This window comes from Pseudomonas frederiksbergensis (genome assembly GCF_003732665.1).
Taxonomy (GTDB): domain Bacteria; phylum Pseudomonadota; class Gammaproteobacteria; order Pseudomonadales; family Pseudomonadaceae; genus Aquipseudomonas; species Aquipseudomonas frederiksbergensis_G.
On the sequence record NZ_MOBP01000001.1, the window covers coordinates 506,960 to 531,056 of the forward strand.

Below are 24,097 nucleotides of genomic sequence, written 5' to 3' on the forward strand. Positions count from 1 at the left end.
CACAAAAAAGGCCGTTTCTGCAAAGAAACGGCCTGTCCGAAGTAGCTAAAGACCGGCGAAAAACCCTTAAGTTCCGCCCAAAAAACAGCAACTTATAGAATTGTGTACAAGTCGTGTTACTCGTCGGAATTCGATTGTCACAATCAGGACACAGCCTCAGGATCGCGCCGTCATCCCCTTGAGGTTCCTCTATGAAGTTCTCCTCGATTCTCTTGTTGTCCCTTAGCCTGGCCAGTGGTTTCGCTTCTGCCGGAGGCACCACCGAAGCAGGCGTGGGCGGCGCATTGGGCGGGGTTTTGGGCTCAGTCGTCGGTCAGTCACTAGGCGGCAATACAGGTTCCACCATTGGCGCGGCCCTGGGCGGCGCGGGTGGTAGCGCAGTCGGCGCAGATAAACGCAGCCGTGGCGAAGCCGCCATTGGCGGTGCGTTGGGCGCGGCGGGCGGTAACGTGGTCGGGCGCAGCCTCGGTGGCAGCACCGGCAGCCTGATCGGCTCCGCAGCCGGCGGTGGCGCCGGTGGCGCGTTGGGTAACTACATGGGCAACAAGAGCGATGAGGATGACGATCGTCGTTCCTATCGTGGCCGTGATGACCGTCGTTACTACCGTGACGATCACCGGGGTCGCGGTCATGCCTATGGCCACCGCAAGCATCACAAATACTATCGTCATCGCTGAGGCCGGCACGGCTTCGCGGTCAGGTAGATCAGAAATCGCAGCCCCAGGGCTGCGATTTTTTTTTGCCCGTCAAACCACCAACCGCTCCAGTGCCCCGCGCAATTCGGGAGGAATCGACACCGGCTGATTCGACACCCGATCCACAAACACATGCACGAAGCGCCCGGCCGCACAGGCCTCGTCTTCCCCTTGCTTGAACACCGCCAGTTCGTATTGCACGGAGCTGTTACCCAACTTACCGACCCGCAGACCGATCTCGATCCGATCCGGAAACGCGATGGACGCAAAGTAATCGCACGCCGAACTCACCACGAAGCCCACCACTTCGCCGTTATGGATATCCAGCCCGCCGACTTCGATCAGGTAGGTATTCACGGCGGTGTCGAAAAAGCTGTAGTAGGTGACGTTGTTTACGTGGCCGTAGGCGTCGTTGTCGTGCCAGCGGGTGGTGATGGGCTGGAAGTGCGGGTAGTCGGTGCGTTGGGGCATCGGGTTGGACATGGGTGTCGGTTCCTGGGGTTGGTGGGCAAGTCTAAGGCTAAAACCGCGTTATCGTTCTTCGCGAGCAAGCCCGCTCCCACAGTTGATCGCATTTCACCTGTGGGAGCGGGCTTGCTCGCGAAGGCGCCCTCACAGACGCCGCATCACTCACTTGTCAGCAAACCCCTTCCCTACCGCCGCCAACTCCCCAATCAACCGCGCCGGTTTCCACTGATCGCCCTGCCGCGTTTCCAGCGCGAGCAACCGCTGATGAATATCCGCCAGCCCTTGCTGATCCGCCCAGGCCATCGGCCCGCCCTTACCCGCCGGGAAGCCATAGCCATTGAGGTAAACCAGATCGATGTCATGGGCCGACCCGGCAATGCCTTCCTCAAGGATCTTCGCCCCTTCGTTGACCAGTGCCAGCAAGCAGCGCTCCAGGATCTCTTCAGGGCTTATCTCACGTCGCTGGAAGCCCAAACCCTCGCTGACCTGCAACACCAGCGCATCGACCTCCAGATCGTGCTCAGCCTGACGACTGCCCGGCTCGTAGTGGTAATAACCGTCGCCGCTTTTCTGACCGAATCGCCCCAACTCGCACAGACGATTGTCGACCTGAACCTCCGGCGAATCCTGACCTTTGCCAGCCAGTTCGCGGGCACGCCATCCCAGATCGATGCCGACCACGTCGTACATGCGAAACGGCCCCATGGCAAAACCGAAACCTTGCAGCGCCGCGTCTACTTGATAAGGGAAAGCGCCCTCCAGCAGCATCTTGCGCGCCTCAAGCACATAGGTATTGAGCATGCGGTTGCCAATAAACCCATGGCAGTTGCCCGCCACCACGCTGACTTTGCCCATGCGTTTGCCCAGATCCAGCGCGGCATCGAGCACCGCCGGGGCGGTTTGCGCGCCGCGGACGATTTCCAGCAATTTCATGATGTGCGCCGGGCTGAAGAAGTGCAGGCCCAGCACTTGTTGCGGGCGACGCGTGGCGGCGGCAATCGCGTCGATGTCCAGCGCCGAAGTGTTGCTGGCCAGAATCGCCTGGGGTTTGAGCAAACCGTCGAGTTCGCGGAAGATTTTCTGCTTGAGTTCGAGGTTTTCGTACACCGCCTCGATCACCAGATCGACATCGCGAATCGCCGCGTAATCTGCCGCGCTGGTCACTCGCGCCAGGCGGGCGTCGGCTTCGGCCTGATCGATCCGGCCCTGGCGCACATTGTGGGCATAGGTGTCGGCGACAGCCGCCAATGCCTGCTCCAGCATCTGCGGATTGTTATCGACCCACTGCACCGGCACCCCGGCATTGGCCAGGCACATGACAATCCCACGACCCATGGTGCCCGCGCCGATCACGGCGGCGCGCTGAATATTGAACGGCGTCTGGCTCATTTGTTGTTCTCTTGTTGGCGATCCAAAGACTGCCTTCACCATAGTCAGCCGCCACGGCTTTTTGAAATTTATTCCTGTGATGGGGGACATTCAGCGGATGGATGCGCCCGCACATACGCCTCAAATCCCTGTGGGAGCGGGCTTGCTCGCGAATGCGGTATTTCATCCACCATTGAATTCGACTGATACACCGCTTTCGCGAGCAAGCCCGCTCCCACAAGGGGTTGGTGTTTCAACTGGGTAGATGCGCTTGGGCCCACTCACGCACTTCGGCGTATGGATAATCCTCCAGCGCACCTGACCCCGGAATCGTCCGCGCCTTGAGCTTGGTGAACAACGGCACGCTGATCCCACAGAGGAAACGCGTCACCCGTTCCGCTGACGGCAGGCTCCCGGTGTACTGCTCATGCCTGTGGATAAAATCACCACACAGCGCTTCAAAGTTTTTATCCACAAGCGCCGCCAATTCCGGCGGCGCTGGCAATCGCGCCACGTCCCCGTGACACACCGAACAATGCCCGCACTGGCGAGGAGCATTTTCGTCGCCGAAGTACTCGGCCAACCTATAACCCAGGCAATGATCGGTGGCGAACAGGTCCAGCATCGCGTGAATCCGTGCGATCTCGGTTTGTTCGTGACGGGTGAAATAGGCATGCAATTCTTCGCTCAAAGCCTGGGGGCCAAAACCGGTTTGCAGCAGGCTGTAGACCTCGGTCATCTGCTTGCTTTCCAGCTCGACCCAGCCCTTTTCCTGGAAGTAATCCAGGGCCTTGACCACCCGATCGCGCTCGGCTGAATGCTGCTCGTAAAGCGCATCAAAATTCACCGTCGCCCAGGTCCGTGCGCGCGTGGACGTTTGGATAATCGCCGCGACGAAATCCTTGCGCTCCCCCTCGAAACGGGCCAGCAACGCCTCCGGCTCCTGCAAGTATTTGAAACGGTATTCCGCGTAATAGGCGTAGCGCGGGGCGATGATCCCGCGCAGTTCCAATTGCACCAACAAGGTCTTGAGCGGCAATTGACGAATATTGCTCTGATCCGCCAACGGCCCCAGCAGAAACTCCCATTGCCCTTCCGGCGCGGCGGCCTGCAACTCGTCGAGCACACAGCGGATGCCATCCAGCTCAGGCGTGTCGCCGTAGACGAAATTTTCCAGCACGTTGAGGCTGTCGCGGTTGGCCAATACCAGGCAATCGGAGGGCTGCCCGTCACGCCCGGCGCGACCAATTTCCTGGCTGTAGTTTTCGATGGATTTGGGCAGGTCGAAATGCACGACGTTGCGGATGTCGCTCTTATCAATGCCCATGCCGAAGGCGATGGTGGCGACGATGCAATTGGACTGCCCGCCCATGAAGCGTTTCTGAATGCCTTCCCGTTGTTCATGGGGTAAACCGGCGTGATAAGCCTCGGCCTGAATGCCGTTGCGGCCCAGGTGCTCGGCGATGTGTTCGGCGGTTTTCTGCAGGGTGACGTAGACGATGCTCGGCTGGCCGGGACGCTGGCTCATCCACTCGACCAGGCGGCGGCGTTTGTCCTGGCCGCGCACCGGCTCCACCAGCAGGTTGAGGTTCGGCCGATAGAAACCGGTGGTCACCACGTCCTCGGGAGCGATGGCGAATTTCGCCTCCATGTCTGCGATCACTTTGGGCGTCGCCGTGGCGGTCAGCAGCAAGGCTTGGGGGATGTTGAACTGGCGTTGATAGTCCGGGAGCTTCAAGTAGTCGGGACGGAAGTTGTGGCCCCACTCCGAGATGCAGTGCGCCTCGTCCACCACCAGCAGCGAGATCGGCACTTGCTGCAAAAAGTTGCGGAAGCGCTCGTTCTTCAGACGCTCCACGGAAATCATCAAAATTTTCAACTCGCCCGACTTGGCCCGGGCCATCACGTCACTGGCGTCATCGCGACTTTGCGCCGAATCGATACTGCCTGCCGAAATGCCGTGGCGTTGCAAAAACGCCAGTTGATCCTGCATCAGCGCCAGCAGCGGCGACACCACCAACGTCAGGTGCGGCAGCAGCAGCGCCGGTAATTGATAACACAGGGACTTGCCCGAACCGGTGGGGAAAATCGCCGCCGCCGAGCGCCCGGCCAACACCGCGCTGACCGCTGCCTCCTGGCCGGGCCGAAACTGTGGATAACCGAAAACCTGTTCCAGGGTGTTATGCATAGGCTGTCACTCCGTTGACTGCTGCGATGCCAAAAGCCTAGCCGGCGATTGCAGCGAGTCGAGAAAAGGTCGGGACCAAAACGATACGGGATGATACAGCCTTGGCGCCCTTGGCCTTTGCCACAGGATGAAACAAACGAAACACTTTTGGCCCTCGCGGCGACGCTGGATCTGAAGGTATGGTTCGCCCTCACTCACCACCGTCCGCGCATTGCACATCACGGCAGGACGCCTGATGTACGCGGATTTCCCACGAAGGAACGACCATGCCCCGCACTGCTCTTCTCACCTTGTTTGTTGCCGCGCTGCTGCTCAGCGGATGCGGGCAACTCCCCGACCTCCCACCGATGCTTGCCGTGCATTCCATTGCGCAGACTACCGTCGCTGGCTGACCTCGCACCAACCTGCTCCTGAAACAACCGGCTCATGCTCGCCCAAGCCGCATGAGCCCGTTGAGCGTGGGTCAGACGCTTGGAAACGCCCTACATGATCTGGCGCACCCGATACAGGGGATGGCTGCGCAACGCCTGAAAAACCCGTAGGAAATCTGACCTGCAAAGGTTTCTCCCTGAAAACCCTCGGCGAACGCGTAGGCACGGTCCGACAACACGAGTAAAACCCCTACGAGTCCTGTCCATCATGGCCATATTGCCGCGCCGCCCATGGCGCTTTTATAGTCTGCGGCGCGGCTGAAACGGTGTCTCGGCCTGCCGTGATTTCACACAGGAGCAACCCCGATGAACACACCCCGCACGCTGACCAATCGCTTTCATCCGCTCAAATCCAGCTACAGCGACACCCCCGTTATGGTCATCGACACCGAGGCCGACCCACACGAAATCCTCGAAGCCGCCCGCCAACGCATCCGCGCCGCCAGCGGCCTGCTTGAGACACTCTATTGCCACAAATTCAAAGAAGCCGACCCGAGCGACATTCCCAACATCGTCAACGCCCTGTACCTGCTCACCCAGGACGGCAACGAACTGCTCGAAATCACCCGACAACGCTTGCCAACCACCACCCCCGAACCACACCCCCTGTAGGTGCGAGGCTTGCCCGCGAATGAACGATAACGAGGTGCACCTGCGAAGCGCGCCGGACAATTGATGGCCATAAAAAGGGAAAAATTGCGACAGGGAAAAAAGCTGTAGGCAACGCCCTATCAAAGCTTCGTCCAATTCCTACGAGCAGGGACTCCTTGTCTTCTATCGGCGTTTGGTAGGCCACCCCTATAGTTCTGACCGTCGCTGCAAAATCAGCGACTCGGGCTTGGTCACCCGGATAGATACGCATCAGCCTCCGTTGTATGCTGCCGGCACCTCAAGTGTCTGCACGCTATATGGTGGCTGTGTTTGGGACGCCTCCGGGCGTGCCGGGTATGCGTATTAATCCTCACCGGTTGACCAACCCGAACACAGTCCGCCTCCCATCGCTTGGTCACGATGATGGCGGCATCATTCGAAGCATTTGAGGATAAATACAATGACGATTCCGTTTACTGATCGCTACCGCCCACTCCAAACCAACCTCACCGATTCCCCGCCCCTGATCATCGACACAGAGGCCAACCCCCACGACATCCTCGAAGCCGCCCTCCAGCGAGTCCGAGCCGCCAGCGACCTCCTCAAAACCCTGCACTGCATCTGCTTCAAACACGGCGACGTCGAAGACATCCCCCACATCACCCATGCGCTCTACCTCCTGAACCAGGACGGCTGCGACCTGCTCAAAGTCGCCCAGCAACGCATGATGGGATGGAAAGCCCCGACCTAAAACACCGAACTGAAGTGGCTTGCCAGCCTCGCTGAGCGCTGGCGGTCCACGAAAAAAGGACACCAATTCCTACATCCTTAATGGAGACAGAAGATTGCAAACTATTATTGATTGCGTAGCATGTGAGCCAATTGTCAGCCATGGGCTCCTTCTGATGACTACCAAAACGATCGATCACACTGCACTCGTCAAACTGGTTGAACGCGGCGCTGTAACCGCCACTCACATTTTCGCCAAGCAAGGTGGGTGGGTGGTTCAGGTTCAACATGGATCACAAACACACTCCCTGGCAGCGCAACGCAGTCAGCAAATTCGCCTGTTCAAGCGACTCGAAACCCTAGTGATCTATCTGCAAGGAATAGGCATCTGCCATTTCGATATCGATACCTCTGGCTATGATCCCCTCCAAGTAAAAACCTATTCTCGCCCTGACCGTTCCGAGGCGTTAAAGCAAGTTCACGATGCACCTGCTTACGACGAATGGTTTAGGAAGCAGGTTCAAGCCAGTATCGATGATCCCCGGCCAAGCGTGAGCGACGAAGAGGTCCGCCGAATCTTTGCTGCCAAACGTGAAGCCATACGTCAACGAGCCCGCTGATGCGGGTAGTTTGGCGCCCCTCGGCGGTGACTGACCGGGACAACATCATGAAATATATCTGCCAAGACAACCCTGATGCGGCCATTGCTTTGGACGAAGTGTTTGATCTCAAAGCAGAGCAAGCAGGCCAGCATCCCAAGCTTTATAGAAAGGGCAAAATTCTCGGCACTCACGAAATAGTCGCGACACCGAATTACGTGATGGTCTATGTGGTCATGGCTAGATCGGTAGAAATAATGCGAATACTGCATGCAAGACAACATTGGCCGTGACTAGGTCAACCGATAGGTATCCCTAAGTTTTAAGGGCTCTTGGTCCAGGCTCATCAACTGCTCGTTGCCTGGAACATCGAGAGCCCTCATCAAACATTGGAGAAAACCATGAGCCAATTTTTTGAAGAGCTGATGGAAAGCGTGCGACAGATGAACGAAATCTTACGCGGTGAGCGTGAGGCTTCCCGTGAATTCCATGTTGATACGCTGCAAGTCAGAGAAAGTCGTAAGACTCATCATCGCTTGATCGCGGAACGAAGGAATAATCAAAAGTCTTGACTCTTCATGGTGTCGTTTTTACGACCGTCCACATTCCATAAAACGTGGACATTCATCATGCGCGTTAACGCTGAAAGTCAAGACGAGCACTCGAACCCGAGACAACCACAATGAGTGAATCCACGCTCAAACGTAAACAGGATTACTACGAAAAGGTCCGCAGCTCTAATTATCTGGCCAGCCTGCATATCGCCGGTTTCGACACCTCACCGGCAGACCTCGACAAGCCACTGCCTGCGCGAGACGAAGTGCTCACCAAATACCAACAAGACAAACCGTCGCAATCTGCTCCCACCCTTCCTAACAAGCCTGATGATCAATAAGATCCATCAAGCCCAACCGGACACCCCCGCAATGAACCTCGCCCCCAACTTCCCCGACGACCACGCCATGCACCTGCTCATGCAGTTGCTGCACGAAGAACTCGGCCTGCCCGAACGCAAAACCATCAGCCTCACAACCTCGATCAACTTCGACCTCGGCTGCGACGGCGCCGATGCCAGAAACCTGATGGAAGCCCTGGAAGAACAGTTCGGTATCGACTTCATCGACTACGACGCCTACCGCTACTTCCAGCCGGAAGGATTCGATGTGCATCTCAAGCGTCGGGCAAAGGGACGCAGCGATAAAGTCCCGCTGACCATTGGCATGCTTTACCAAGCAGTCAAATCGCAACGCTGGGATACACAGGAAATGGAAGGCCAGTAAAGCAGGTGTTGCGACTCAACAGGCCCGCATAACTGCAATTATTCTGGCGCTACCACCTCAGAAGTGAAGGAATATTAGCTGCATGGCTAGAAAAACAGCGCCACTGCTTCCTCGAACCAAAAGACTGCTTACCGAATTAGGCGAACGCTTGAAACTGGCTCGTTTACGTCGAAGGCTGACCGCCAAAATGGTGGCAGAGCGGGCGGGCATGTCTGTCATGACCTTGCGTTCACTGGAGTCTGGTGGCGCTGGAGTGACGATGGGGGCGTATCTGTCGGTTATGCAGGTATTGAGTCTGGAGCAAGACCTGAACAAGATTGCCGAATCCGACGAGATGGGACGTCGATTGCAAGACGCTCAGCTAAGTCGAGCCCCTCGCCCAAAGACCAAAAAAGCTAAGCGCGAACAAAACACCATTGCTACCAAGGTAGGCAAACCATCCGGTTCTGAGGCAGGTTGTGTTATTAGCGAGTCAGAATACCGTGGATTTGATCCGGACGATTTCCCACTGGATACACATAAATTTGCAGCTTTATTTGCGAAAAAATAAGCAGCCAGAGAACAACCCATAGCAAGTACGGCGGATTGTGGCATTGGCTAGATCACACCACGACTGGCTTATCGGAGCTTGGACGGCTGAAGTCTTTTTACAACTGTTGAAATGGCCAACATTTATCACGTTCCAGGAACCTACGACGAAAGTCGTCCCACCTCTCGTCGCTCAGTACTAGCTATATGATGCCAATCAGACTAAATCTGAATGAGTTCATAACAATTTGAACTCATAAATAGCCTACCAAGGATGAATTATGCTTCAGGACGAAAAGCATCAATCTAAATGGCATTTCGTCAACCTACAGCATTTTGTATCGCCCTCAACCATCAGAATTTTTTATTGCCAAGGAAACGTATCGTTTCTGCTTCATATAACTGTATCGGCTCATCCATCTTTTACTCAAAAATTCCGGGGACGTGCCCCCCAAAACTATTCACCCAACAGACAAACGTCCCTATCTACAGAGGGGCATCAACTATGAAAGGATAATCATTCACTATCACCAAACCATACCGACATATAATTTATAAAAATAAATCGGAGCAAACAAATGACTGCAATAGCTAAGATCGTAGATTGGATCAATGAGCCCGCTAGGCCTATATGGTGGAGGCATGCAATAAGATTATTGATTGAAAAACAGAATTTAACGGCTGAAGATCATACTCTACTTTATAAAATTTCTAGAAAGGAGGCTGGGTTTGGAGATATTGTAGAACTATTTGAAGATTACGCCGCCCCTGTTTCGTCAGATGGCTTTAAACTCGAAGAGAAGGCCGTAACACTTAAGTCACTGGGCCCCACGCTGAATATATCAGCTCTCGCAAGCGATCAAATTTTAGAGTTTTCAAAAACCGGGCTTACCGTGGTCTATGGGGATAATGGCTCAGGAAAATCAAGCCTCTCAAAAATACTAAAAAATGTATGTTTAACTAGGGGAGAAAAACCGACGGTCATCGGTAACGCATTTCAATTACAGCCCTCCCGCCTATCTGCAAAAATATCATATCAAGTAAGCGATGATGTTGTTTCGGAAGTGGACTGGGAGTACAAGGGTGAAGAAATTTCCGATTTAAAATCAATACGTGTTTTTGACTCAAAGTCGGCTTTCCATTATCTAGAAAAGGAAGGTGTATTAGATTATCGACCTGCCGGCTTGCATCTACTAGACGAACTTGTATTGGCCAATAATCAAATACGAAGTTTTGCTGAAGATAAAATCAAAACATATGGAACTCCTTTGCCATTGCCGATATTCGACAAAAATACAATTTCAGGAAAATTTGCTTCGTCTATATCAGCAGCCACAACTCTACCTCAGCTTGACGCTCAGTGCGTTACAGATCAAGAGCTTCTCGATCTAGAAACCATTAATTCTGATCTATTAACCCTAAAAACCAAAACCGCTGTCGAAATTAGAAAAAGTCTTAATATCAGGCTAAAATCAATAACGCCTCTTATTTCCGCATTAAAAGCCGCGCAATCTATAAACTCCAAGAGTCTATTTGAAGAATACACTACATTATTGAACAACAAAAAAACCACTTTCGAAGCCGCCGAACTAGCAAGAACTTACGCTTTTTCCGACTTGCCCGTTGACAATGTAGGATCGGAAGTATGGAAATCACTTTGGCGTGCGGCAGAGTTATTTATTAGCAGTTCTGAGACTCAGGCGCCCTTCCCTCCTAAAACAAATGATAACTGCCCACTTTGTCTTCAAATAATTACTGAGACAAGTGGTGCACGACTAGAGCGGTTTGAAACCTATACAAAAGATAAAACCCAAACGAATGCAGACGTTGCAAAAAAATCTCTATCTGACAAACGCTTGGCTATTTCATCTACCACATTCGACTTAACACCTTATGATGCATTAATAACTGAACTCGATAAAAAAATATTGAATTTTTCCGACAATATAAAAAACTTGAAGAATACATTTGACAGCCGAAAAAACACTCTTCTTAGCGACAACATTCAACAAATACAAAAAGAATCATTTGATTACACGCCGATTGCGCTAGACGACCTCATCAAATATAACGAAGATATAAACAAAGAACTAATAGCAGTAGTTGATGACAAAGCACTGGAAGCAATATACTTAGAAAAACAAAATACTGTTCAAGAAATAAACTCTAAGAAAACAGTCAAAGACAACAAACCCACACTTGAACTAGAGATAAAAAGACAAAAACAGCTCGAAGCTTATACCAAAATAAAAAATCAAACCAACCCACGAAGCATCACATCACTTAGTTCATCAATAAGCGAAACCTATTTAACAACCTCCCTAAAAGAGCACTTCGCTGCAGAACTTAAACAGCTAGGTTTCTCCAACTACGTCGTTAGTGCCAATACTAGAAATAGCAACGGAGCGCAACTATTTAAAATAGCACTGGCAGATTCAAAATTGATAAACGTTCACGAAATTGCAAGTGAAGGAGAACAAAAATGTCTTGCTCTTGCTAGCGTACTAGCTGAGCTAAAAGCGGACAATCGTAAGTCCGGAGTTATATTCGACGACCCAGTAAATTCTCTCGATCATAAATGGAGACAAAAAATTGCCCGCAGATTGATTCAAGAGTCAACACAACGACAAGTAATTATATTCACCCATGAAATAATTTTCCTTAAACTACTGCTCGAAGAGGCTGAAATAACCGACAATCAAAACATTCAAATTTCAAGTCTTGATCGGAGCTTAAAAAATTCAGGCATAGTTAGAAACTCACCTCCTTGGGATGCACTGCCGACATCTAAAAGAATAACCCAATTAGAGGTAATGCTCCGTCAGCTTAAAAAAATAGAACTAGTTAGCGAAATCGAGTACAACAGTAGCGCTGGATCGTTTTATGGTTATTTAAGAGAGGCATGGGAAAGACTTGTTGAGGAGAAGCTGCTAAACAAAGTCGTGGAACGTTTCGGCAGGGCCATTCAGACCAACCGACTCAAACGGCTGCAAGATATCTGTGATAATGATATCAATTTAATTGAAACTGCCATGTCCAAGTGCAGCACCCTATTCAAAGGACACGATACGGCACCAGGTTTATACGAAACCATGCCTAATAGTGAAGAAATTGAGAATGATATAAAAATCATCAAAGACTTCGACATAGAATTAACCAGAACCAGAAAAAGAACCTGAAAAAAAGCCGCCCTAAAAGGGCGGCCTTTTCATTTCGCTAAACCAAATTTTACAACTTAGGCCCAGCCGCTTTAATCGCATCACTCACTTCAAACTTCTTGAAGTTCTCAACAAACAACCCAGCCAACGCTTTAGCAGCTTCATCGTAAGCAGCCTTGTCAGCCCAGGTATTACGCGGGTTCAGCAGGCCAGTCTCAACGCCAGGAACAGCCAACGGCACGTCCAGGTTGATGGTGTCGAGGTGTTCGGTTTCAGCACCGATCAGCGCGCCGCTCTGGATCGCTGCAATCACGCCACGGGTGGTCGGGATGTTGAAGCGTTTGCCGACGCCGTAGCCGCCGCCGGTCCAGCCGGTGTTGACCAGGTAGACCTTGGAGCCGAAGCCGCGGATGCGTTTGATCAGCAGTTCTGCGTATTCGCCAGCCGGACGCGGGAAGAACGGTGCGCCGAAGCAGGTGGAGAAGGTGGATTTGATGCCGCTGCCGGAACCCATTTCGGTCGAGCCCACCAGTGCGGTGTAGCCGGACAGGAAGTGGTAGGCCGCTTGTTCTTCGCTGAGGATCGAGACTGGCGGCAGAACGCCGGTCAGGTCGCAGGTCAGGAAGATCACCGCGTTGGGCTCGCCGCCGAGGTTCTTCTCGGAGCGCTTGGCAACGTGTTCCAGCGGGTAGGCGGCGCGGCTGTTCTGGGTCAGGCTGACATCGGCGTAGTCGGCGTGCTTGGCGTCGTCGATGACGACGTTTTCCAGCACAGCGCCGTGCTTGATGGCTTTCCAGATGACCGGCTCGTTCTTCTCGGACAGGTCGATGCACTTGGCGTAGCAGCCGCCTTCGATGTTGAAGACAACGCCTTCGCCCCAGCCGTGTTCGTCGTCACCGATCAGGTAACGGCTTTCGTCAGCGGACAGGGTGGTTTTGCCGGTGCCGGACAGACCGAAGAACAGGGTCACGTCGCCTGCTTCGCCGATGTTGGCGGCGCAGTGCATTGGCAGCACGTCGGAGGCCGGCAGCAGGAAGTTCTGCACGGAGAACATGGCTTTCTTCATTTCACCGGCGTAACGCATGCCGGCGATCAGCACTTTTTTCTGTGCGAAGTTGAGGATCACGCAACCGTCGGAGTTGGTGCCGTCACGCTCAGGCACGCACTCGAAGTTGGCCACGTTGAGCACTTGCCATTCGTCACGACCAGCCGGGTTGTACTGCGCCGGGTTGATGAACAGGCAACGACCGAACAGGTTCTGCCAGGCAGTCTGGGTGGTCATCTTCACGGCCAGGTAGTGGTCTTCGGACGCACCTACATGCACGTGGGAAACGAAATGCTCTTGCGCATTGTTGAACGCCTCGACACGAGCCCACAGGGCATCAAACTTGTCGGCCGGGAACTTGCGGTTGATCGGGCCCCAGGCGATGGAAGCCGAAGTGGAAGGCTCGTCAACGATGAACCGATCGACTGGCGAGCGGCCGGTGCGGTGACCGGTGCGAACAACCAGCGCGCCGGTATCGGCAAGCTCGCCCTCACCGCGACTCAGAGCTTCTTTTACCAGATCATCAACACTCAGATCGGTGTACACGGCGTTATTGGCTTGCGTCATGAGATTCCCCGTCGGCCAGTGGCCGAGTGTGCTCCAAACGTTTTGTAGTAGAAAGTCGTGCACTACTACCGCGACAAAAAGTGGGCCGGATTATGCCAGAAACGCCCAAAAATAGTAGGGCCCTCCCGTCGTAACGGCGTTATTCCGGCGCTAACCAGTGAATTTACCTGCGCTGAACCGTTTTAGTGCCGGGTATCTGACGGCGTATCGACACCCGCGCCAGCGAACAATTGAGTGATATCGGCGGCATCGAACAGGTAACGCTGGTTACAAAACTGGCAATCGATCTCGATATTCCCGCCATGTTCGATGACCAGCGACTGGGCATCTTCCAGACCCAAGCTGACCAGCGCATTGGCAGAACGTTCGCGCGAGCAACTGCAACGGAAGCGCAGTTTCTGCACATCAAACAGGCGCACCTGCTCTTCGTGATAGAGGCGATGGAGCACGGTTTCGTTATCCAGGCTCAGCAATTCGTCGGCGGTCAGGGTGCCGCCCAGCGCGGTGATGTGCTGCCAACTGGCGGCGCGTTCTTCTTCGTCTTTCAGACGGTCGGCAGGCAATTGCTGCAGCAACAGACCACGGGCGCGGCGGCCATCGGCGTACAGCCAGAAGCGCGTGCCGACTTGCTGGGACATGACGAAATAGTTGGTGAAGCACTCGGACAGGGTGTCGCCGTCGAGGTCAACGATGCCTTGGTAACGCTGGCCCTGGGTCGGATCGACGGTCAGCGCCAGCACGCCATTGGGCATGAGGTCGGCGAGGGTCGCGTCGGGGGCGATCCGGTCGGCTTCGTAACGGGCCAGGCCACGGATTTCGCGCTCGCTGGAGCACTCGATCATCAGCAAAGGGATCGGTCCATCGGAACGCGCTTGCAGGATCAGCAGTCCATCGAATTTAAGGGTGCCCACCAGCAACGATGCCGCTGCCATCAGTTCGCCCAGCAGTTGCGCGACAGGCTCTGGGTAGGGGTGTTTGGCCAGTACTTCGGCATAGCTACGTTCCAACGCCACCAGCTCGCCGCGGGTGTCGCTGTCATCGAAGATGAAGCGTTGGGTGAAGTCGGAATCCGGTAGATCGGTCATAGGTCTGGGTATCTGAAGTGATGACAATTTAGTTACAAGAAGTGACAATTACGTCTCTGCAGCACTGATTTGGTGCGCAATGTTCAGCCATTGGAGGCATTTTATGAACAATCCGGGTTTGTTCCAAGCAAGGTGGAACCTCCGCCGGTTGGTACTGTGCAATGTGGTGCCTCTGGCGCTGCTGGCATTCTGGTTATGGCCCACCGGTCAGATGTTGTGCGTGATTTTCGACGAGTGGCTGTTTCACCTGCTTAACGCGCCGCTGGCCAGCAACCCGATATGGCTCCACATCTGGGCAATTGCAAGTCTGCGCCCGTTCGATGCGGTGGTCGGGGTGATTTTGCTGACGCTGCTGATCAAGGGCGACTGGGTTTTTGATGCCATTGATGTACGCCGGGCGTTCTTCGGATTTTTGGCGATTCTGTTGCTGCTGCTGTTTATCCGCCTGCTGTTCTCGAAACTCGCCGACTACATGGACTGGCAGCACAGCAGTCCGTCGATGATGATTAGCGGCGCCGTGCACATGAGCGACTACTTTCCCGAGCTTGAGAAAACGTGGCAACTGAAGGATCGCTCAAGCCAGAGCTTCCCCGGCGACCATGCTTCGGTGCTGCTGATTTGGGCACTGTTCATGACGGTGTTCAGCCGCAGCACCGGGCAGACACTGACAATCTGGGGCCTGGCGCTGCTGTTCATGATGCCGCGACTGGTGGCCGGCGCCCATTGGGGCCAGGACGATTACATCGGCGGCGTGCTGCTGGCGGTGTGGGCCTTGGGCTGGGGTTACTACACCCCGTTTGCGTACCACGTCTCAGCGTTTTTCCTGAAAGTGACGGCACCGCTGTTTGCGCAACTGGGGAAATTGCCGGTGGTTTCGCGGATGAGTGTGGTGCGTAGCGCCTGATACACCTTGGTGTACTCATTCGCGAGCAAGCCCGCTCCCACATTGGAATGCGTTCTCCTGTGGGAGCGGGCTTGCTCGCGAAGGCGTCAGATCAATCAACACATAAATCACTGACTCACTCGTCGTTGCTGCTCCCGCGAAACTTGAACAAATCCCGCCGCTGTTTCTTGCTCGGCTTGCCATCGGTGCTCACGCCCAACGAGCCGGCCTTGCGCATCGCTGCCGCAGCTTCGCGCTTGGCGACGCTCGCTTCGGTCTCGGCATACAGAGTCTGCGCTTCTGGCGCGCCACGGCGCACTATCGACAGCGCCTGCACCACCACGGTCTTTTCCTCGAACCCGACGCGGATCTGAAACTCATCGCCGATTCGTGGCTCCTTGCCCGGTTTGCAACGTTCGCCGCGACAATGCACCTTGCCACTCTCGATCGCCGATTTGGCCAGCGCACGGGTTTTGTAGAAACGCGCGGCCCACAACCATTTATCGAGACGGACCTTGTCGTCCTCTTCCTGTTTTTGCGCCATCTGAATTCCTCTCTCTGCCAATAGTCGGAACTGTACTACCGATTGCGTCGGACGCAAGAACCCAGCCCGCCAGCTAGAATGGGCTCTCGGCCGGATCACCGGCATGGAGTGATCGAGTGACTATATTTCCGTCTTCAGTGACTTCGCCCAAGGCCGGGTGCCAGGGCTGCCAGCAAAGCGAGGCGCTGGGTTTCGATTTTGCCTTCGCCTTTCAACCCATCGTCGACCTGCGGGACCAATCGATTTTCGCCCACGAAGCTCTGGTCCGCGGCCTGGCCGGTGAAGGCGCGTTGTCCGTGTTAGATCAGGTTACAGAAGAAAACCGCTACCGTTTCGACCAGCTCTGCCGGACCCGCGCCATCGAAGGCGCGGCCAATCTTAATATGCAGACACACTTGTCGATCAACTTCATGCCCAACGCCGTCTATCGTCCAGAGCTATGCATTCGCAGCACTCTGGAGGCGGCGAAAATACATAATTTCCCGATCAACCGACTGATTTTCGAAACCCTGGAAAGTGAGCACGTAGATAACTATCGCCATTTGACCAATATTCTGCGTGAATACCGCGAATTCGGCTTCAAGACCGCCATCGACGATTTCGGTGCCGGTTATTCGGGGCTCAATCTGCTGGCTGATTTCCAACCGGACCTGATCAAACTCGACATGGCGCTGATCCGCGATGTCGATCGTGACCGTGTTCGTCAGGCTATCGTTCGGGGGGTTGTCACAATCTGTGCAGAGTTGAACGTTACAGTCATTGCCGAAGGCATTGAGAGCGCCGGTGAACGGGACTTCCTGGCGGACTGTGGAATATTTCTGATGCAGGGTTACTGGTTCGCCAAACCTGCATTCAAAGCGTTGCCTCCGGTATCACCTGAGGCCTGGAAGCGTTAATCGTTGGTTTTTCATATTGAAGACATTTGACCATTTGACCGTTGTCGGTCTGCGCGAGTGGGTGGCGCTCCCGGATTTGGGAGTCGCGGGCCTTCGGGCAAAAATCGATACCGGCGCCAGTACCTCCAGCCTGCACGCCACCGACATCGAGACCTTCGAGCGCGATGGGCAGGAATGGGTGCGCTTCACTGCGCACCTGGGCACGGTGGTGCAGTTGCGCCACCGCCGCTGCGAGGCGCCGCTGGTGACGATGAAAACCATCAAGAGCTCCAATGGCCACGCGCAGATGCGCTACGTGGTCAGCACCACCCTGGCCCTCGGTGATCGGGTCTGGCGGGTCGAGTTCACGCTCGCCTGCCGCAAGTCCATGCGCTATCGCCTGTTACTCGGTTCCAAAGCCCTGATCGACGGCCAGTTGGTGGTCAATCCGGGGATTAAATATGTACAAGACAAGCCGGTGTTCCCGGTATCTACCTCTTCCACAGGTGTTGCATGAAGATCGCTGTGCTGTCGCGGAACCCGCGTCTGTATTCCACCCGTCGTCTGGTCGAAGCCGGTATCGAGCGTGGCCATGAAATGGTGGTGATCGACACTTTGCGCGCCTACATGAACATTGCCAGCCACAAGCCGCAGATCCACTACCGCGGCAAGCCGCTGGAAGGTTTCGATGCGGTGATCCCGCGGATCGGTGCGTCGGTGACGTTTTATGGCTGCGCGGTGTTGCGCCAGTTCGAAATGATGGGGGTGTTCCCGCTCAACGAATCGGTGGCCATCGCCCGTTCCCGGGACAAACTGCGTTCGCTGCAATTGCTTTCGCGCCGGGGGATCGGTTTGCCGGTCACCGGGTTTGCCCACTCGCCGGATGACATTCCCGACCTGATCGATATGGTCAACGGCGCGCCGCTGGTGATCAAAGTGCTGGAAGGCACCCAGGGCATCGGCGTGGTGCTGTGTGAAACGGCGACGGCGGCGGAGTCAGTGATTGAAGCGTTCATGGGCCTGAAGCAGAACATCATGGTCCAGGAATACATCAAGGAAGCCGGCGGCGCGGACATTCGCTGTTTCGTGGTCGGTGACAAGGTGATCGCGGCGATGAAGCGCCAGGCCAAGCCGGGGGAGTTCCGCTCCAACCTGCATCGCGGCGGCAGCGCCAGCCTGATCAAGATCACCCCGGAAGAACGCATGACTGCGTTGCGGGCAGCGAAGGTGATGGGGCTGGCGGTGGCGGGTGTGGATATCCTGCGTTCCAATCACGGGCCGCTGGTAATGGAAGTGAACTCGTCGCCGGGGCTGGAAGGGATTGAAACCACCACAGGGAAGAATGTGGCGGGGATCATCATTGAGCATTTGGAGAAAAATGGTGGGCCGAATATGACGCGCACCAAAGGCAAGGGCTAAGGGTAGAACCTAAAATTTTAGGTGGCCGGTAGACCGCCTTCGCGAGCAAGCCCGCTCCCACATTTGATCTGCGGTGAACACCAAATCAGTGTTCCACACGATCTACTGTGGGAGCGGGCTTGCTCGCGAAGAGGCCCTGACTCTCAGCACCCCTATCGATCTCTTAAACCGCATCCCGCGGCAACATCAACCCCAGCGGCAACCGCACCCGAGCCTCAAGCCCACCCCCGGACCGGTTACGCAGTTCAACATTCCCGCCATGCATCGAAGCAATCCGCTTCACGATCGCCAAGCCCAAACCAGTTCCCTTCCCGCCCCGTGCCCGATCACCCCGGGTAAACGGGTTGAAGATCGCTTCCAGTTCCGACGGATCAATCCCCGCCCCGCGATCCATCACGCTCAGCACCACATAGGGCGCGCTGGTGTCTCCGGACACATAAGCCGCGACTTCAACGCCGTTGCCGGCATGGTTCAAGGCGTTGCCGATCAGGTTGTTCAGCAAGCGTTTCATCGATACCCGCCGTAGCGGAAACGGCTGGATCGGCTCCAGGCGCAACTGGACCTTTTGCTCGTTCTGGTTGTACGGCGCAGCCACTTCGCGCACCAGGTCCGTCAGGTCCACCTCTTCCACCGACTCGTCACGACCATCGCGAATGAACGCGAGGAACTGGTCGAGAATCGCGTCCATGTCTTCGATGTCGCGCACCATGTCATCGCTGAGGTCGCTGTGATCGCCCATCAATTCCAGAGACAGCCGCAAACGGGTCAGCGGCGTGCGCAGGTCATGGGACACCCCGGCCAGCATCAATTCGCGCTCGCGCCCAGCCTGTTCGACGTCTTCGGCCATCTGGTTGAAGGCACGGTAAACCTCGGCCATTTCACTCGGCGTGTCGCTGATCGGCAGGCGCACGCTGCGGCCCTGGCCGAGCTGCCTTGCGGCATAGACCAGACGTTTCAACGGTTGATTGAGCTGGCTGACGAAGATCCACGCCGAAGCAGTGGACAGCAAGCCAATGGCGAGGAACCAGCCAAGTACGTTCCAGATTTTCTGGCCCCGCAACGGATGCGGGTACAACGGCACTTTCAGCCAGCCATCGCCCAGGCTCGGCGCCCTGACCCACAGCGCCGGCGGCGAATGCATGCGCAATCGGACTTCAGTGTCGGCCCCCAGCTCTGCCTGCATTTGCCGCTGATAGATTTCGCTGTACGGCCAGTGTTGCTCGCCTTCCGGCACGCCAGCGCCGACGACCCGGATCAAGGTCGCTGCATCGGCAATCTTCGCGCGGTTTTCTTCGTCGGCGGCCCAATAGGCGCGCAGCGTCAGGGCGACGCCGTGGCTGTATTGACGGTCCACCAGCACGTCTTCGTTCATCAACAGATAAACCAGGGTCAGCGCTTTGGAAAACAGGACGACGATCAGCACCAGCCACAGGGTGCGGGAGAAGAAACTCTGGGGGAACCAAACGGGGGTTTTCATGGATAACCGCTACACACTTGCAGGAGCGAGCGATGCTCGCATATTGCGGATCGCGAGTCTGCGGACAACGTCGTCCGCAAACCCGCTCCTACAAATCGCCGATCACTTGGTGGCGGCGCCATCCGGAACGAACACGTAACCCACGCCCCAAACGGTCTGGATGTAACGCGGTTTGGACGGATCGGGCTCGATCATCCGGCGCAGACGGGAAATCTGCACGTCGATGGAACGTTCCAGGGCATCCCATTCCCGGCCACGGGCCAGGTTCATCAGCTTGTCGCGGGTCAGCGGTTGACGGGCGTTCATGACCAAGGCCTTGAGTACCGCGAACTCACCGGTGGTGAGCATGTGCACTTCATCGCCGCGTTTCAGTTCACGGGTGGCCAGGGACAGTTCGTAGTCACCGAAAGTCACGCTTTCGTCTTCGCTGCCCGGTGCGCCCGGCACGGGTGCGGCCTGACGGCGCAGGACCGCTTTGACCCGCGCCATCAGCTCGTCCGGGTTGAACGGCTTGGCCAGGTAATCGTCGGCGCCCAGTTCCAGGCCCTTGATCCGGCTCAACTCATCGCCCTTGGCGGTGAGCATGATGATCGGGATCAGGTTGTTCGCGCCGCGCAGGCGGCGGCAGGCGGTCAAGCCGTCTTCGCCGGGCAACATCAGGTCGAGGACGACCAGGTTGAACACTTCACGCGCCAGCAGGCGATCCATCTGTTCGGTGTTCGGTACGGCGCGGGCACGGTAGCCCTTGCTGACGAAAAAGCGTTCCAGCAGGCTGCTCAGCCCTGGATCGTCATCAACAATAAGAATTTTTTCGCCTTCAGCATTGTTTGCAGTGCTGCTCATTAGATGCTCCTTTTAGCTCGGCGCGCATTATGGCGTAGCTGCCGTTATACGCACCGTGTGCATTGTTAGCAGATTTTTCCTTCACCGCCAGAAAACCGGTATTTCTGCCTACAGGGTGCAATGCCCCCGAATGACAGAACGCTGGTTATAATGCGCGGCGTTTTGTGTCAGGCAACGTCTGATCGTCACTGTAGGTGGCCGCTTTTTATTTTCACGGCCGGCGCAGTAATTGTTCGATTTCACGGGTCAACGGGATGCCTTTTGACCCAGGCAGCGGCGCAGGCCAGGCCGCTCAACCAGACTCGCCGGGCCTTTATCCCTGCGCCTGCGAGCCTGCTTTCACAATTTGTCAGGTGGTTTTATGGACAGCATCAACAGCCGCATCGCCGAGGAACTCGGTGTACGCCCACAACAGGTCGAAGCGGCCGTCGCGCTACTCGATGAAGGCTCTACCGTTCCCTTCATCGCCCGCTACCGGAAAGAAGTGACCGGCAGCCTCGATGACATCCAGTTGCGGCATCTGGAAGAACGCCTGCGCTACCTGCGAGAACTCGACGAACGGCGCATCAGCATCCTGGCCAGTATCCAGGAGCAAGGCAAGCTGACCCCGCAACTCGAACGCGACATCAAGCTCGCCGACACCAAGACCCGCCTCGAAGACTTGTACCTGCCGTACAAGCAGAAGCGCCGCACCAAGGGCCAGATTGCCCTGGAAGCCGGCCTCGGCGAGCTGGCCGACGGCCTGTTCAACGACCCAAGCCTGACGCCAGAAGCCGAAGCCGCACGCTTCGTCGACGCCGAAAAAGGCGTGGCCGATGTGAAGGCCGCCCTGGAAGGCGCCAAATACATCCTGATGGAACGCTTCGCCGAAGACGCCGGCCTGCTGGACAAACTGCGCAGCTACTTGAAGCAGGAAGCCACCCTCAGTGCCCGCGTGATTGCCGGCAAGGAAGAGGAAGGCGCCAAGTTCCGCGACTATTTCGAACACGATGAACCGCTGAAAAGCATGCCATCGCACCGCGCGCTGGCGATTTTCCGTGGCCGCAACGAAGGCATTCTGAGCTCGGCGCTGAAAGTCGGCGACGAGTTGCCGGGCACCATGCACCCGTGTGAAGGCATGATCGGCCAGCAATTCGGCATCCAGAACCAGAACCGCGCCGCCGACAAATGGCTGGGCGAAGTGGTGCGCTGGACCTGGAAGGTCAAGCTCTACACCCATTTGGAAACCGATCTGCTGGGCGAACTGCGCGACGGCGCCGAGACCGAAGCGATCAACGTGTTCGCGCACAACCTGCACGACTTGCTGCTGTCGGCCCCGGCCGGCCCGCGCGCCACCCTGGGCCTCGACCCGGGCCTGCGCACCGGTTGCAAGGTCGCCGTGGTCGATTCCACCGGCAAGCTGCTGGATCACGCCACGGTTTACCCGCACGTGCCGCACAACAAGTGGGACCAGACCATCGCGATCCTCGCCGCCCTGTGCGCCAAGCACTCCGTGGACCTGATCGCCATCGGCAACGGCACCGCCAGCCGTGAAACCGACAAACTGGCTGCTGAGCTGATCAAAAAATACCCAGCGATGAAGATGACCAAAGTCATGGTGTCCGAGGCCGGTGCATCGGTTTACTCGGCGTCGGAACTGGCTTCCAAGGAATTCCCGGATCTGGACGTGTCGATCCGTGGCGCGGTGTCGATTGCTCGGCGCTTGCAGGATCCGCTGGCGGAGTTGGTGAAGATCGACCCGAAATCCATCGGTGTCGGCCAGTACCAGCACGACGTGTCGCAGCTGAAACTGGCGCGCGGCCTGGACGCGGTGGTCGAAGACTGCGTAAACGCCGTGGGCGTGGACGTGAACACCGCTTCCGTGGCGCTGCTGGCCCGCATCTCCGGCCTCAATGCGACCCTGGCACAGAACATCGTCAGCCACCGCGACGAGCACGGCGCGTTCAAAACCCGTGCGGCGCTGAAGAAAGTCGCGCGTCTGGGCGAAAAAACCTTCGAACAGGCTGCCGGTTTCCTACGCGTGATGAACGGCGACAACCCGCTGGATTCCTCGGCGGTTCACCCGGAAGCCTATCCACTGGTGCAGCGCATTGCCGCTGAAACCGACCGTGATATCCGCTCGTTGATCGGCGACGCAAGCTTCCTCAAGCGCCTCGATCCGAAGAAGTACACCGATGAGACCTTCGGTCTGCCAACGGTCACCGACATCCTGCAAGAACTGGAAAAACCTGGCCGCGACCCGCGTCCCGAGTTCAAGACCGCCGAGTTCCAGGAAGGCGTCGAAGACCTTAAGGACCTGCAACTGGGGATGATCCTCGAAGGCGTGGTGACCAACGTGACCAACTTCGGCGCGTTCGTCGATATCGGCGTGCATCAGGACGGTTTGGTGCACATCTCTGCGCTTTCGGAGAAGTTCATCAAGGATCCACGGGAAGCGGTGAAGGCCGGTGATGTGGTGAAAGTGAAGGTCATGGAAGTCGATATCCCGCGCAAACGCGTCGGCCTGTCGATGCGCATGAGCGACACCCCGGGCGAGAAAATCGACGGTGCCCGTGGTGCACGTCCGGGTTCGGCCCCGCGCCAATCCCAGAACAACGCACCGCGCAAGGAAACCACGGCAGCGGCCCCGGCCAACAACGCCATGGCTTCGCTGTTCGCCAACGCCAAGCAGTTGAAGAAACGCTAATGGAGATCCCCGCCGGCCTGACCGAAAGCGCTTTTTTCAAGCTGCTGGGCTGTCGCTTGCACAGCCTGGAAACCGGGGTGGCGCAAGTCGCCCTGGCACTTGAGCCAGAACTGCGCAATCGCGGCGGCAAGCTGCACGGCGGGGCGTTGTTCAGTCTGGTGGACATTGCCATGGGGCTGGCCTGCTCCAGCACCCACGGCTTTGACCAGCAGAGCGCGACCATCGAATGCAAGATCAACTACATTCGCGCCGTATCCGAGGGCGAAGTGATGTGCACGGCGCGGGTGATTCATCCGGGCCGTCGCACGCTGGTGGTCGAAGCCGACGTGATGCAGGGCGACAAACTGGTCGCAAAAGCGCAAGGCACGTTCGCTGTCCTGTAGATGAAAGCCATCATTTTGAGTTAATTTCAGCGCTGTGACCGTAGCGCCGAAATTCCCTGTGGGAGCGGGCTTGCTCGCGAAGGCGGTGTATCAGGCAATTCATGTGTTGACTGACACTCCCTCTTCGCGAGCAAGCCCGCTCCCACATTGATTGCGGCTCGTTCCAAAACCAGGCGAAAACGCCAGTTTTAACTTCACCCTTGTAGACCGTCTTGCCCACCCCCATATTGGGGCGACTGACGCGTGAAGGAATCC

Annotated in this window: 23 protein-coding genes and 1 pseudogene; 16 read left to right on the forward strand and 8 right to left on the reverse strand. The window is 56.2% G+C overall.

Annotated elements, in window-relative coordinates:
* The first annotated feature begins 191 nt into the window (after positions 1-191).
* Positions 192-677, forward strand: coding sequence for a glycine zipper domain-containing protein (locus BK665_RS02370; RefSeq protein ID WP_123402668.1), 486 nt, complete (start codon positions 192-194; stop codon positions 675-677).
* 69 nt (positions 678-746) lie between these two features.
* On the opposite strand, the gene BK665_RS02375 is transcribed toward BK665_RS02370, so the two are convergent.
* The 3 genes from BK665_RS02375 to BK665_RS02390 form a co-directional block, all read right to left on the reverse strand.
* Complete coding sequence (locus tag BK665_RS02375; protein WP_123402669.1) at positions 747-1,178, reverse strand: acyl-CoA thioesterase; 432 nt, start codon at positions 1,176-1,178, stop codon at positions 747-749.
* A gap of 147 nt (positions 1,179-1,325) precedes the next feature.
* The gene (locus tag BK665_RS02380) at positions 1,326-2,552 is read right to left on the reverse strand and encodes a 3-hydroxyacyl-CoA dehydrogenase (protein WP_123402670.1); all 1,227 of its coding nucleotides are present in this window, start codon (positions 2,550-2,552) and stop codon (positions 1,326-1,328) included.
* A gap of 232 nt (positions 2,553-2,784) precedes the next feature.
* Complete coding sequence (locus BK665_RS02390) at positions 2,785-4,719, reverse strand: RecQ family ATP-dependent DNA helicase (protein ID WP_123402672.1); 1,935 nt, start codon at positions 4,717-4,719, stop codon at positions 2,785-2,787.
* A 737-nt stretch (positions 4,720-5,456) separates the two neighbouring features.
* On the opposite strand from BK665_RS02390, the gene BK665_RS02395 reads away from it, so the two are divergent.
* The 9 genes and pseudogenes from BK665_RS02395 to BK665_RS02435 all read left to right on the forward strand — a co-directional run bounded on the left by BK665_RS02395 (position 5,457) and on the right by BK665_RS02435 (position 12,056).
* Entirely contained in the window at positions 5,457-5,762 is a 306-nt protein-coding gene (locus BK665_RS02395; protein ID WP_123402673.1) for a hypothetical protein, read from the forward strand.
* A gap of 439 nt (positions 5,763-6,201) precedes the next feature.
* Complete coding sequence (locus BK665_RS02400) at positions 6,202-6,492, forward strand: hypothetical protein (RefSeq protein ID WP_123402674.1); 291 nt, start codon at positions 6,202-6,204, stop codon at positions 6,490-6,492.
* A 154-nt stretch (positions 6,493-6,646) separates the two neighbouring features.
* Positions 6,647-7,090, forward strand: coding sequence for an antitoxin PaaA2 family protein (locus tag BK665_RS02405; protein ID WP_123402767.1), 444 nt, complete (start codon positions 6,647-6,649; stop codon positions 7,088-7,090).
* Positions 7,090-7,362 (forward strand): type II toxin-antitoxin system RelE/ParE family toxin, encoded by a 273-nt coding sequence (locus BK665_RS02410; RefSeq protein ID WP_123402675.1) that lies wholly within the window; start codon positions 7,090-7,092, stop codon positions 7,360-7,362. Before BK665_RS02405 ends, BK665_RS02410 begins: the two co-directional genes overlap by 1 nt.
* Before the next feature lie 108 nt (positions 7,363-7,470).
* Positions 7,471-7,593: pseudogene (locus BK665_RS02415) on the forward strand (transcriptional regulator); the annotation flags it as partial.
* Between the two features lie 158 nt (positions 7,594-7,751).
* Positions 7,752-7,964: a YhfG family protein gene (locus tag BK665_RS02420; protein WP_123402676.1), complete on the forward strand. Its 213-nt coding sequence runs from the start codon at positions 7,752-7,754 to the stop codon at positions 7,962-7,964.
* A gap of 31 nt (positions 7,965-7,995) precedes the next feature.
* Positions 7,996-8,349, forward strand: a complete 354-nt coding sequence (locus BK665_RS02425; RefSeq protein ID WP_123402677.1) for a DUF1493 family protein — start codon at positions 7,996-7,998, stop codon at positions 8,347-8,349.
* A gap of 82 nt (positions 8,350-8,431) precedes the next feature.
* Positions 8,432-8,899 carry a helix-turn-helix domain-containing protein gene (locus BK665_RS02430; RefSeq protein ID WP_123402678.1) on the forward strand — a complete coding sequence of 156 codons (468 nt, stop codon included), beginning with the start codon at positions 8,432-8,434 and terminating at the stop codon, positions 8,897-8,899.
* Positions 8,900-9,455: 556 nt separating this feature from the next.
* Positions 9,456-12,056: an AAA family ATPase gene (locus BK665_RS02435; protein ID WP_123402679.1), complete on the forward strand. Its 2,601-nt coding sequence runs from the start codon at positions 9,456-9,458 to the stop codon at positions 12,054-12,056.
* 49 nt (positions 12,057-12,105) lie between these two features.
* Here the strand turns inward: BK665_RS02435 and BK665_RS02440 are convergent, their stop codons facing one another.
* Together BK665_RS02440 and hslO are read right to left on the reverse strand one after the other, a co-directional pair.
* On the reverse strand, positions 12,106-13,647 hold the full coding sequence (locus tag BK665_RS02440) for a phosphoenolpyruvate carboxykinase (protein WP_123402680.1): 1,542 nt from the start codon (positions 13,645-13,647) through the stop codon (positions 12,106-12,108).
* A gap of 182 nt (positions 13,648-13,829) precedes the next feature.
* Complete coding sequence (hslO, locus tag BK665_RS02445; RefSeq protein WP_123402681.1) at positions 13,830-14,732, reverse strand: Hsp33 family molecular chaperone HslO; 903 nt, start codon at positions 14,730-14,732, stop codon at positions 13,830-13,832.
* A 103-nt stretch (positions 14,733-14,835) separates the two neighbouring features.
* Between hslO and BK665_RS02450 the strand changes: the two genes are divergently transcribed.
* Complete coding sequence (locus tag BK665_RS02450) at positions 14,836-15,636, forward strand: phosphatase PAP2 family protein (RefSeq protein ID WP_123402682.1); 801 nt, start codon at positions 14,836-14,838, stop codon at positions 15,634-15,636.
* A gap of 115 nt (positions 15,637-15,751) precedes the next feature.
* Here the strand turns inward: BK665_RS02450 and BK665_RS02455 are convergent, their stop codons facing one another.
* On the reverse strand, positions 15,752-16,159 hold the full coding sequence (locus tag BK665_RS02455) for an Hsp15 family ribosome-associated heat shock protein (RefSeq protein WP_123402683.1): 408 nt from the start codon (positions 16,157-16,159) through the stop codon (positions 15,752-15,754).
* A 116-nt stretch (positions 16,160-16,275) separates the two neighbouring features.
* On the opposite strand from BK665_RS02455, the gene rimA reads away from it, so the two are divergent.
* Genes rimA through rimK form a run of 3 tightly spaced genes read left to right on the forward strand, consistent with a single transcriptional unit; the run spans position 16,276 to position 18,453 of the window.
* Positions 16,276-17,055: a S6 modification regulatory phosphodiesterase RimA gene (rimA, locus tag BK665_RS02460; protein WP_123402684.1), complete on the forward strand. Its 780-nt coding sequence runs from the start codon at positions 16,276-16,278 to the stop codon at positions 17,053-17,055.
* Between the two features lie 16 nt (positions 17,056-17,071).
* Entirely contained in the window at positions 17,072-17,551 is a 480-nt protein-coding gene (gene rimB, locus BK665_RS02465) for a retropepsin-like aspartic endopeptidase RimB (RefSeq protein WP_054047776.1), read from the forward strand.
* Entirely contained in the window at positions 17,548-18,453 is a 906-nt protein-coding gene (gene rimK / locus BK665_RS02470; RefSeq protein ID WP_054047778.1) for a 30S ribosomal protein S6--L-glutamate ligase, read from the forward strand. Before rimB ends, rimK begins: the two co-directional genes overlap by 4 nt.
* 163 nt (positions 18,454-18,616) lie before the next feature.
* Here the strand turns inward: rimK and BK665_RS02475 are convergent, their stop codons facing one another.
* Both BK665_RS02475 and ompR read right to left on the reverse strand, forming a co-directional pair.
* On the reverse strand, positions 18,617-19,930 hold the full coding sequence (locus BK665_RS02475) for an ATP-binding protein (protein ID WP_123402685.1): 1,314 nt from the start codon (positions 19,928-19,930) through the stop codon (positions 18,617-18,619).
* A 102-nt stretch (positions 19,931-20,032) separates the two neighbouring features.
* Positions 20,033-20,773 (reverse strand): osmolarity response regulator transcription factor OmpR, encoded by a 741-nt coding sequence (gene ompR, locus BK665_RS02480; protein ID WP_123402686.1) that lies wholly within the window; start codon positions 20,771-20,773, stop codon positions 20,033-20,035.
* Positions 20,774-21,134: 361 nt separating this feature from the next.
* Between ompR and BK665_RS02485 the strand changes: the two genes are divergently transcribed.
* Positions 21,135-23,459: a Tex family protein gene (locus BK665_RS02485; RefSeq protein ID WP_123402687.1), complete on the forward strand. Its 2,325-nt coding sequence runs from the start codon at positions 21,135-21,137 to the stop codon at positions 23,457-23,459.
* On the forward strand, positions 23,459-23,842 hold the full coding sequence (locus tag BK665_RS02490; RefSeq protein ID WP_123402688.1) for a PaaI family thioesterase: 384 nt from the start codon (positions 23,459-23,461) through the stop codon (positions 23,840-23,842). The genes BK665_RS02485 and BK665_RS02490 overlap by 1 nt, the downstream gene beginning before the upstream one ends.
* Positions 23,843-24,097: the final 255 nt, after the last annotated feature.

Excerpts from the sequence above, each read along its gene's own strand:
- BK665_RS02370 (WP_123402668.1), top strand. The coding sequence starts at position 192 with ATGAAGTTCTCCTCGATTCTCTTGTTGTCCCTTAGCCTGGCCAGTGGT.
- BK665_RS02375 (WP_123402669.1), bottom strand. The coding sequence starts at position 1,178 with ATGTCCAACCCGATGCCCCAACGCACCGACTACCCGCACTTCCAGCCC.
- BK665_RS02380 (WP_123402670.1), bottom strand. The coding sequence starts at position 2,552 with ATGAGCCAGACGCCGTTCAATATTCAGCGCGCCGCCGTGATCGGCGCG.
- BK665_RS02390 (WP_123402672.1), bottom strand. The coding sequence starts at position 4,719 with ATGCATAACACCCTGGAACAGGTTTTCGGTTATCCACAGTTTCGGCCC.
- BK665_RS02395 (WP_123402673.1), top strand. The coding sequence starts at position 5,457 with ATGAACACACCCCGCACGCTGACCAATCGCTTTCATCCGCTCAAATCC.
- BK665_RS02400 (WP_123402674.1), top strand. The coding sequence starts at position 6,202 with ATGACGATTCCGTTTACTGATCGCTACCGCCCACTCCAAACCAACCTC.
- BK665_RS02405 (WP_123402767.1), top strand. The coding sequence starts at position 6,647 with ATGACTACCAAAACGATCGATCACACTGCACTCGTCAAACTGGTTGAA.
- BK665_RS02410 (WP_123402675.1), top strand. The coding sequence starts at position 7,090 with ATGCGGGTAGTTTGGCGCCCCTCGGCGGTGACTGACCGGGACAACATC.
- BK665_RS02420 (WP_123402676.1), top strand. The coding sequence starts at position 7,752 with ATGAGTGAATCCACGCTCAAACGTAAACAGGATTACTACGAAAAGGTC.
- BK665_RS02425 (WP_123402677.1), top strand. The coding sequence starts at position 7,996 with ATGAACCTCGCCCCCAACTTCCCCGACGACCACGCCATGCACCTGCTC.
- BK665_RS02430 (WP_123402678.1), top strand. The coding sequence starts at position 8,432 with ATGGCTAGAAAAACAGCGCCACTGCTTCCTCGAACCAAAAGACTGCTT.
- BK665_RS02435 (WP_123402679.1), top strand. The coding sequence starts at position 9,456 with ATGACTGCAATAGCTAAGATCGTAGATTGGATCAATGAGCCCGCTAGG.
- BK665_RS02440 (WP_123402680.1), bottom strand. The coding sequence starts at position 13,647 with ATGACGCAAGCCAATAACGCCGTGTACACCGATCTGAGTGTTGATGAT.
- hslO (WP_123402681.1), bottom strand. The coding sequence starts at position 14,732 with ATGACCGATCTACCGGATTCCGACTTCACCCAACGCTTCATCTTCGAT.
- BK665_RS02450 (WP_123402682.1), top strand. The coding sequence starts at position 14,836 with ATGAACAATCCGGGTTTGTTCCAAGCAAGGTGGAACCTCCGCCGGTTG.
- BK665_RS02455 (WP_123402683.1), bottom strand. The coding sequence starts at position 16,159 with ATGGCGCAAAAACAGGAAGAGGACGACAAGGTCCGTCTCGATAAATGG.
- rimK (WP_054047778.1), top strand. The coding sequence starts at position 17,548 with ATGAAGATCGCTGTGCTGTCGCGGAACCCGCGTCTGTATTCCACCCGT.
- BK665_RS02475 (WP_123402685.1), bottom strand. The coding sequence starts at position 19,930 with ATGAAAACCCCCGTTTGGTTCCCCCAGAGTTTCTTCTCCCGCACCCTG.
- ompR (WP_123402686.1), bottom strand. The coding sequence starts at position 20,773 with ATGAGCAGCACTGCAAACAATGCTGAAGGCGAAAAAATTCTTATTGTT.
- BK665_RS02485 (WP_123402687.1), top strand. The coding sequence starts at position 21,135 with ATGGACAGCATCAACAGCCGCATCGCCGAGGAACTCGGTGTACGCCCA.
- BK665_RS02490 (WP_123402688.1), top strand. The coding sequence starts at position 23,459 with ATGGAGATCCCCGCCGGCCTGACCGAAAGCGCTTTTTTCAAGCTGCTG.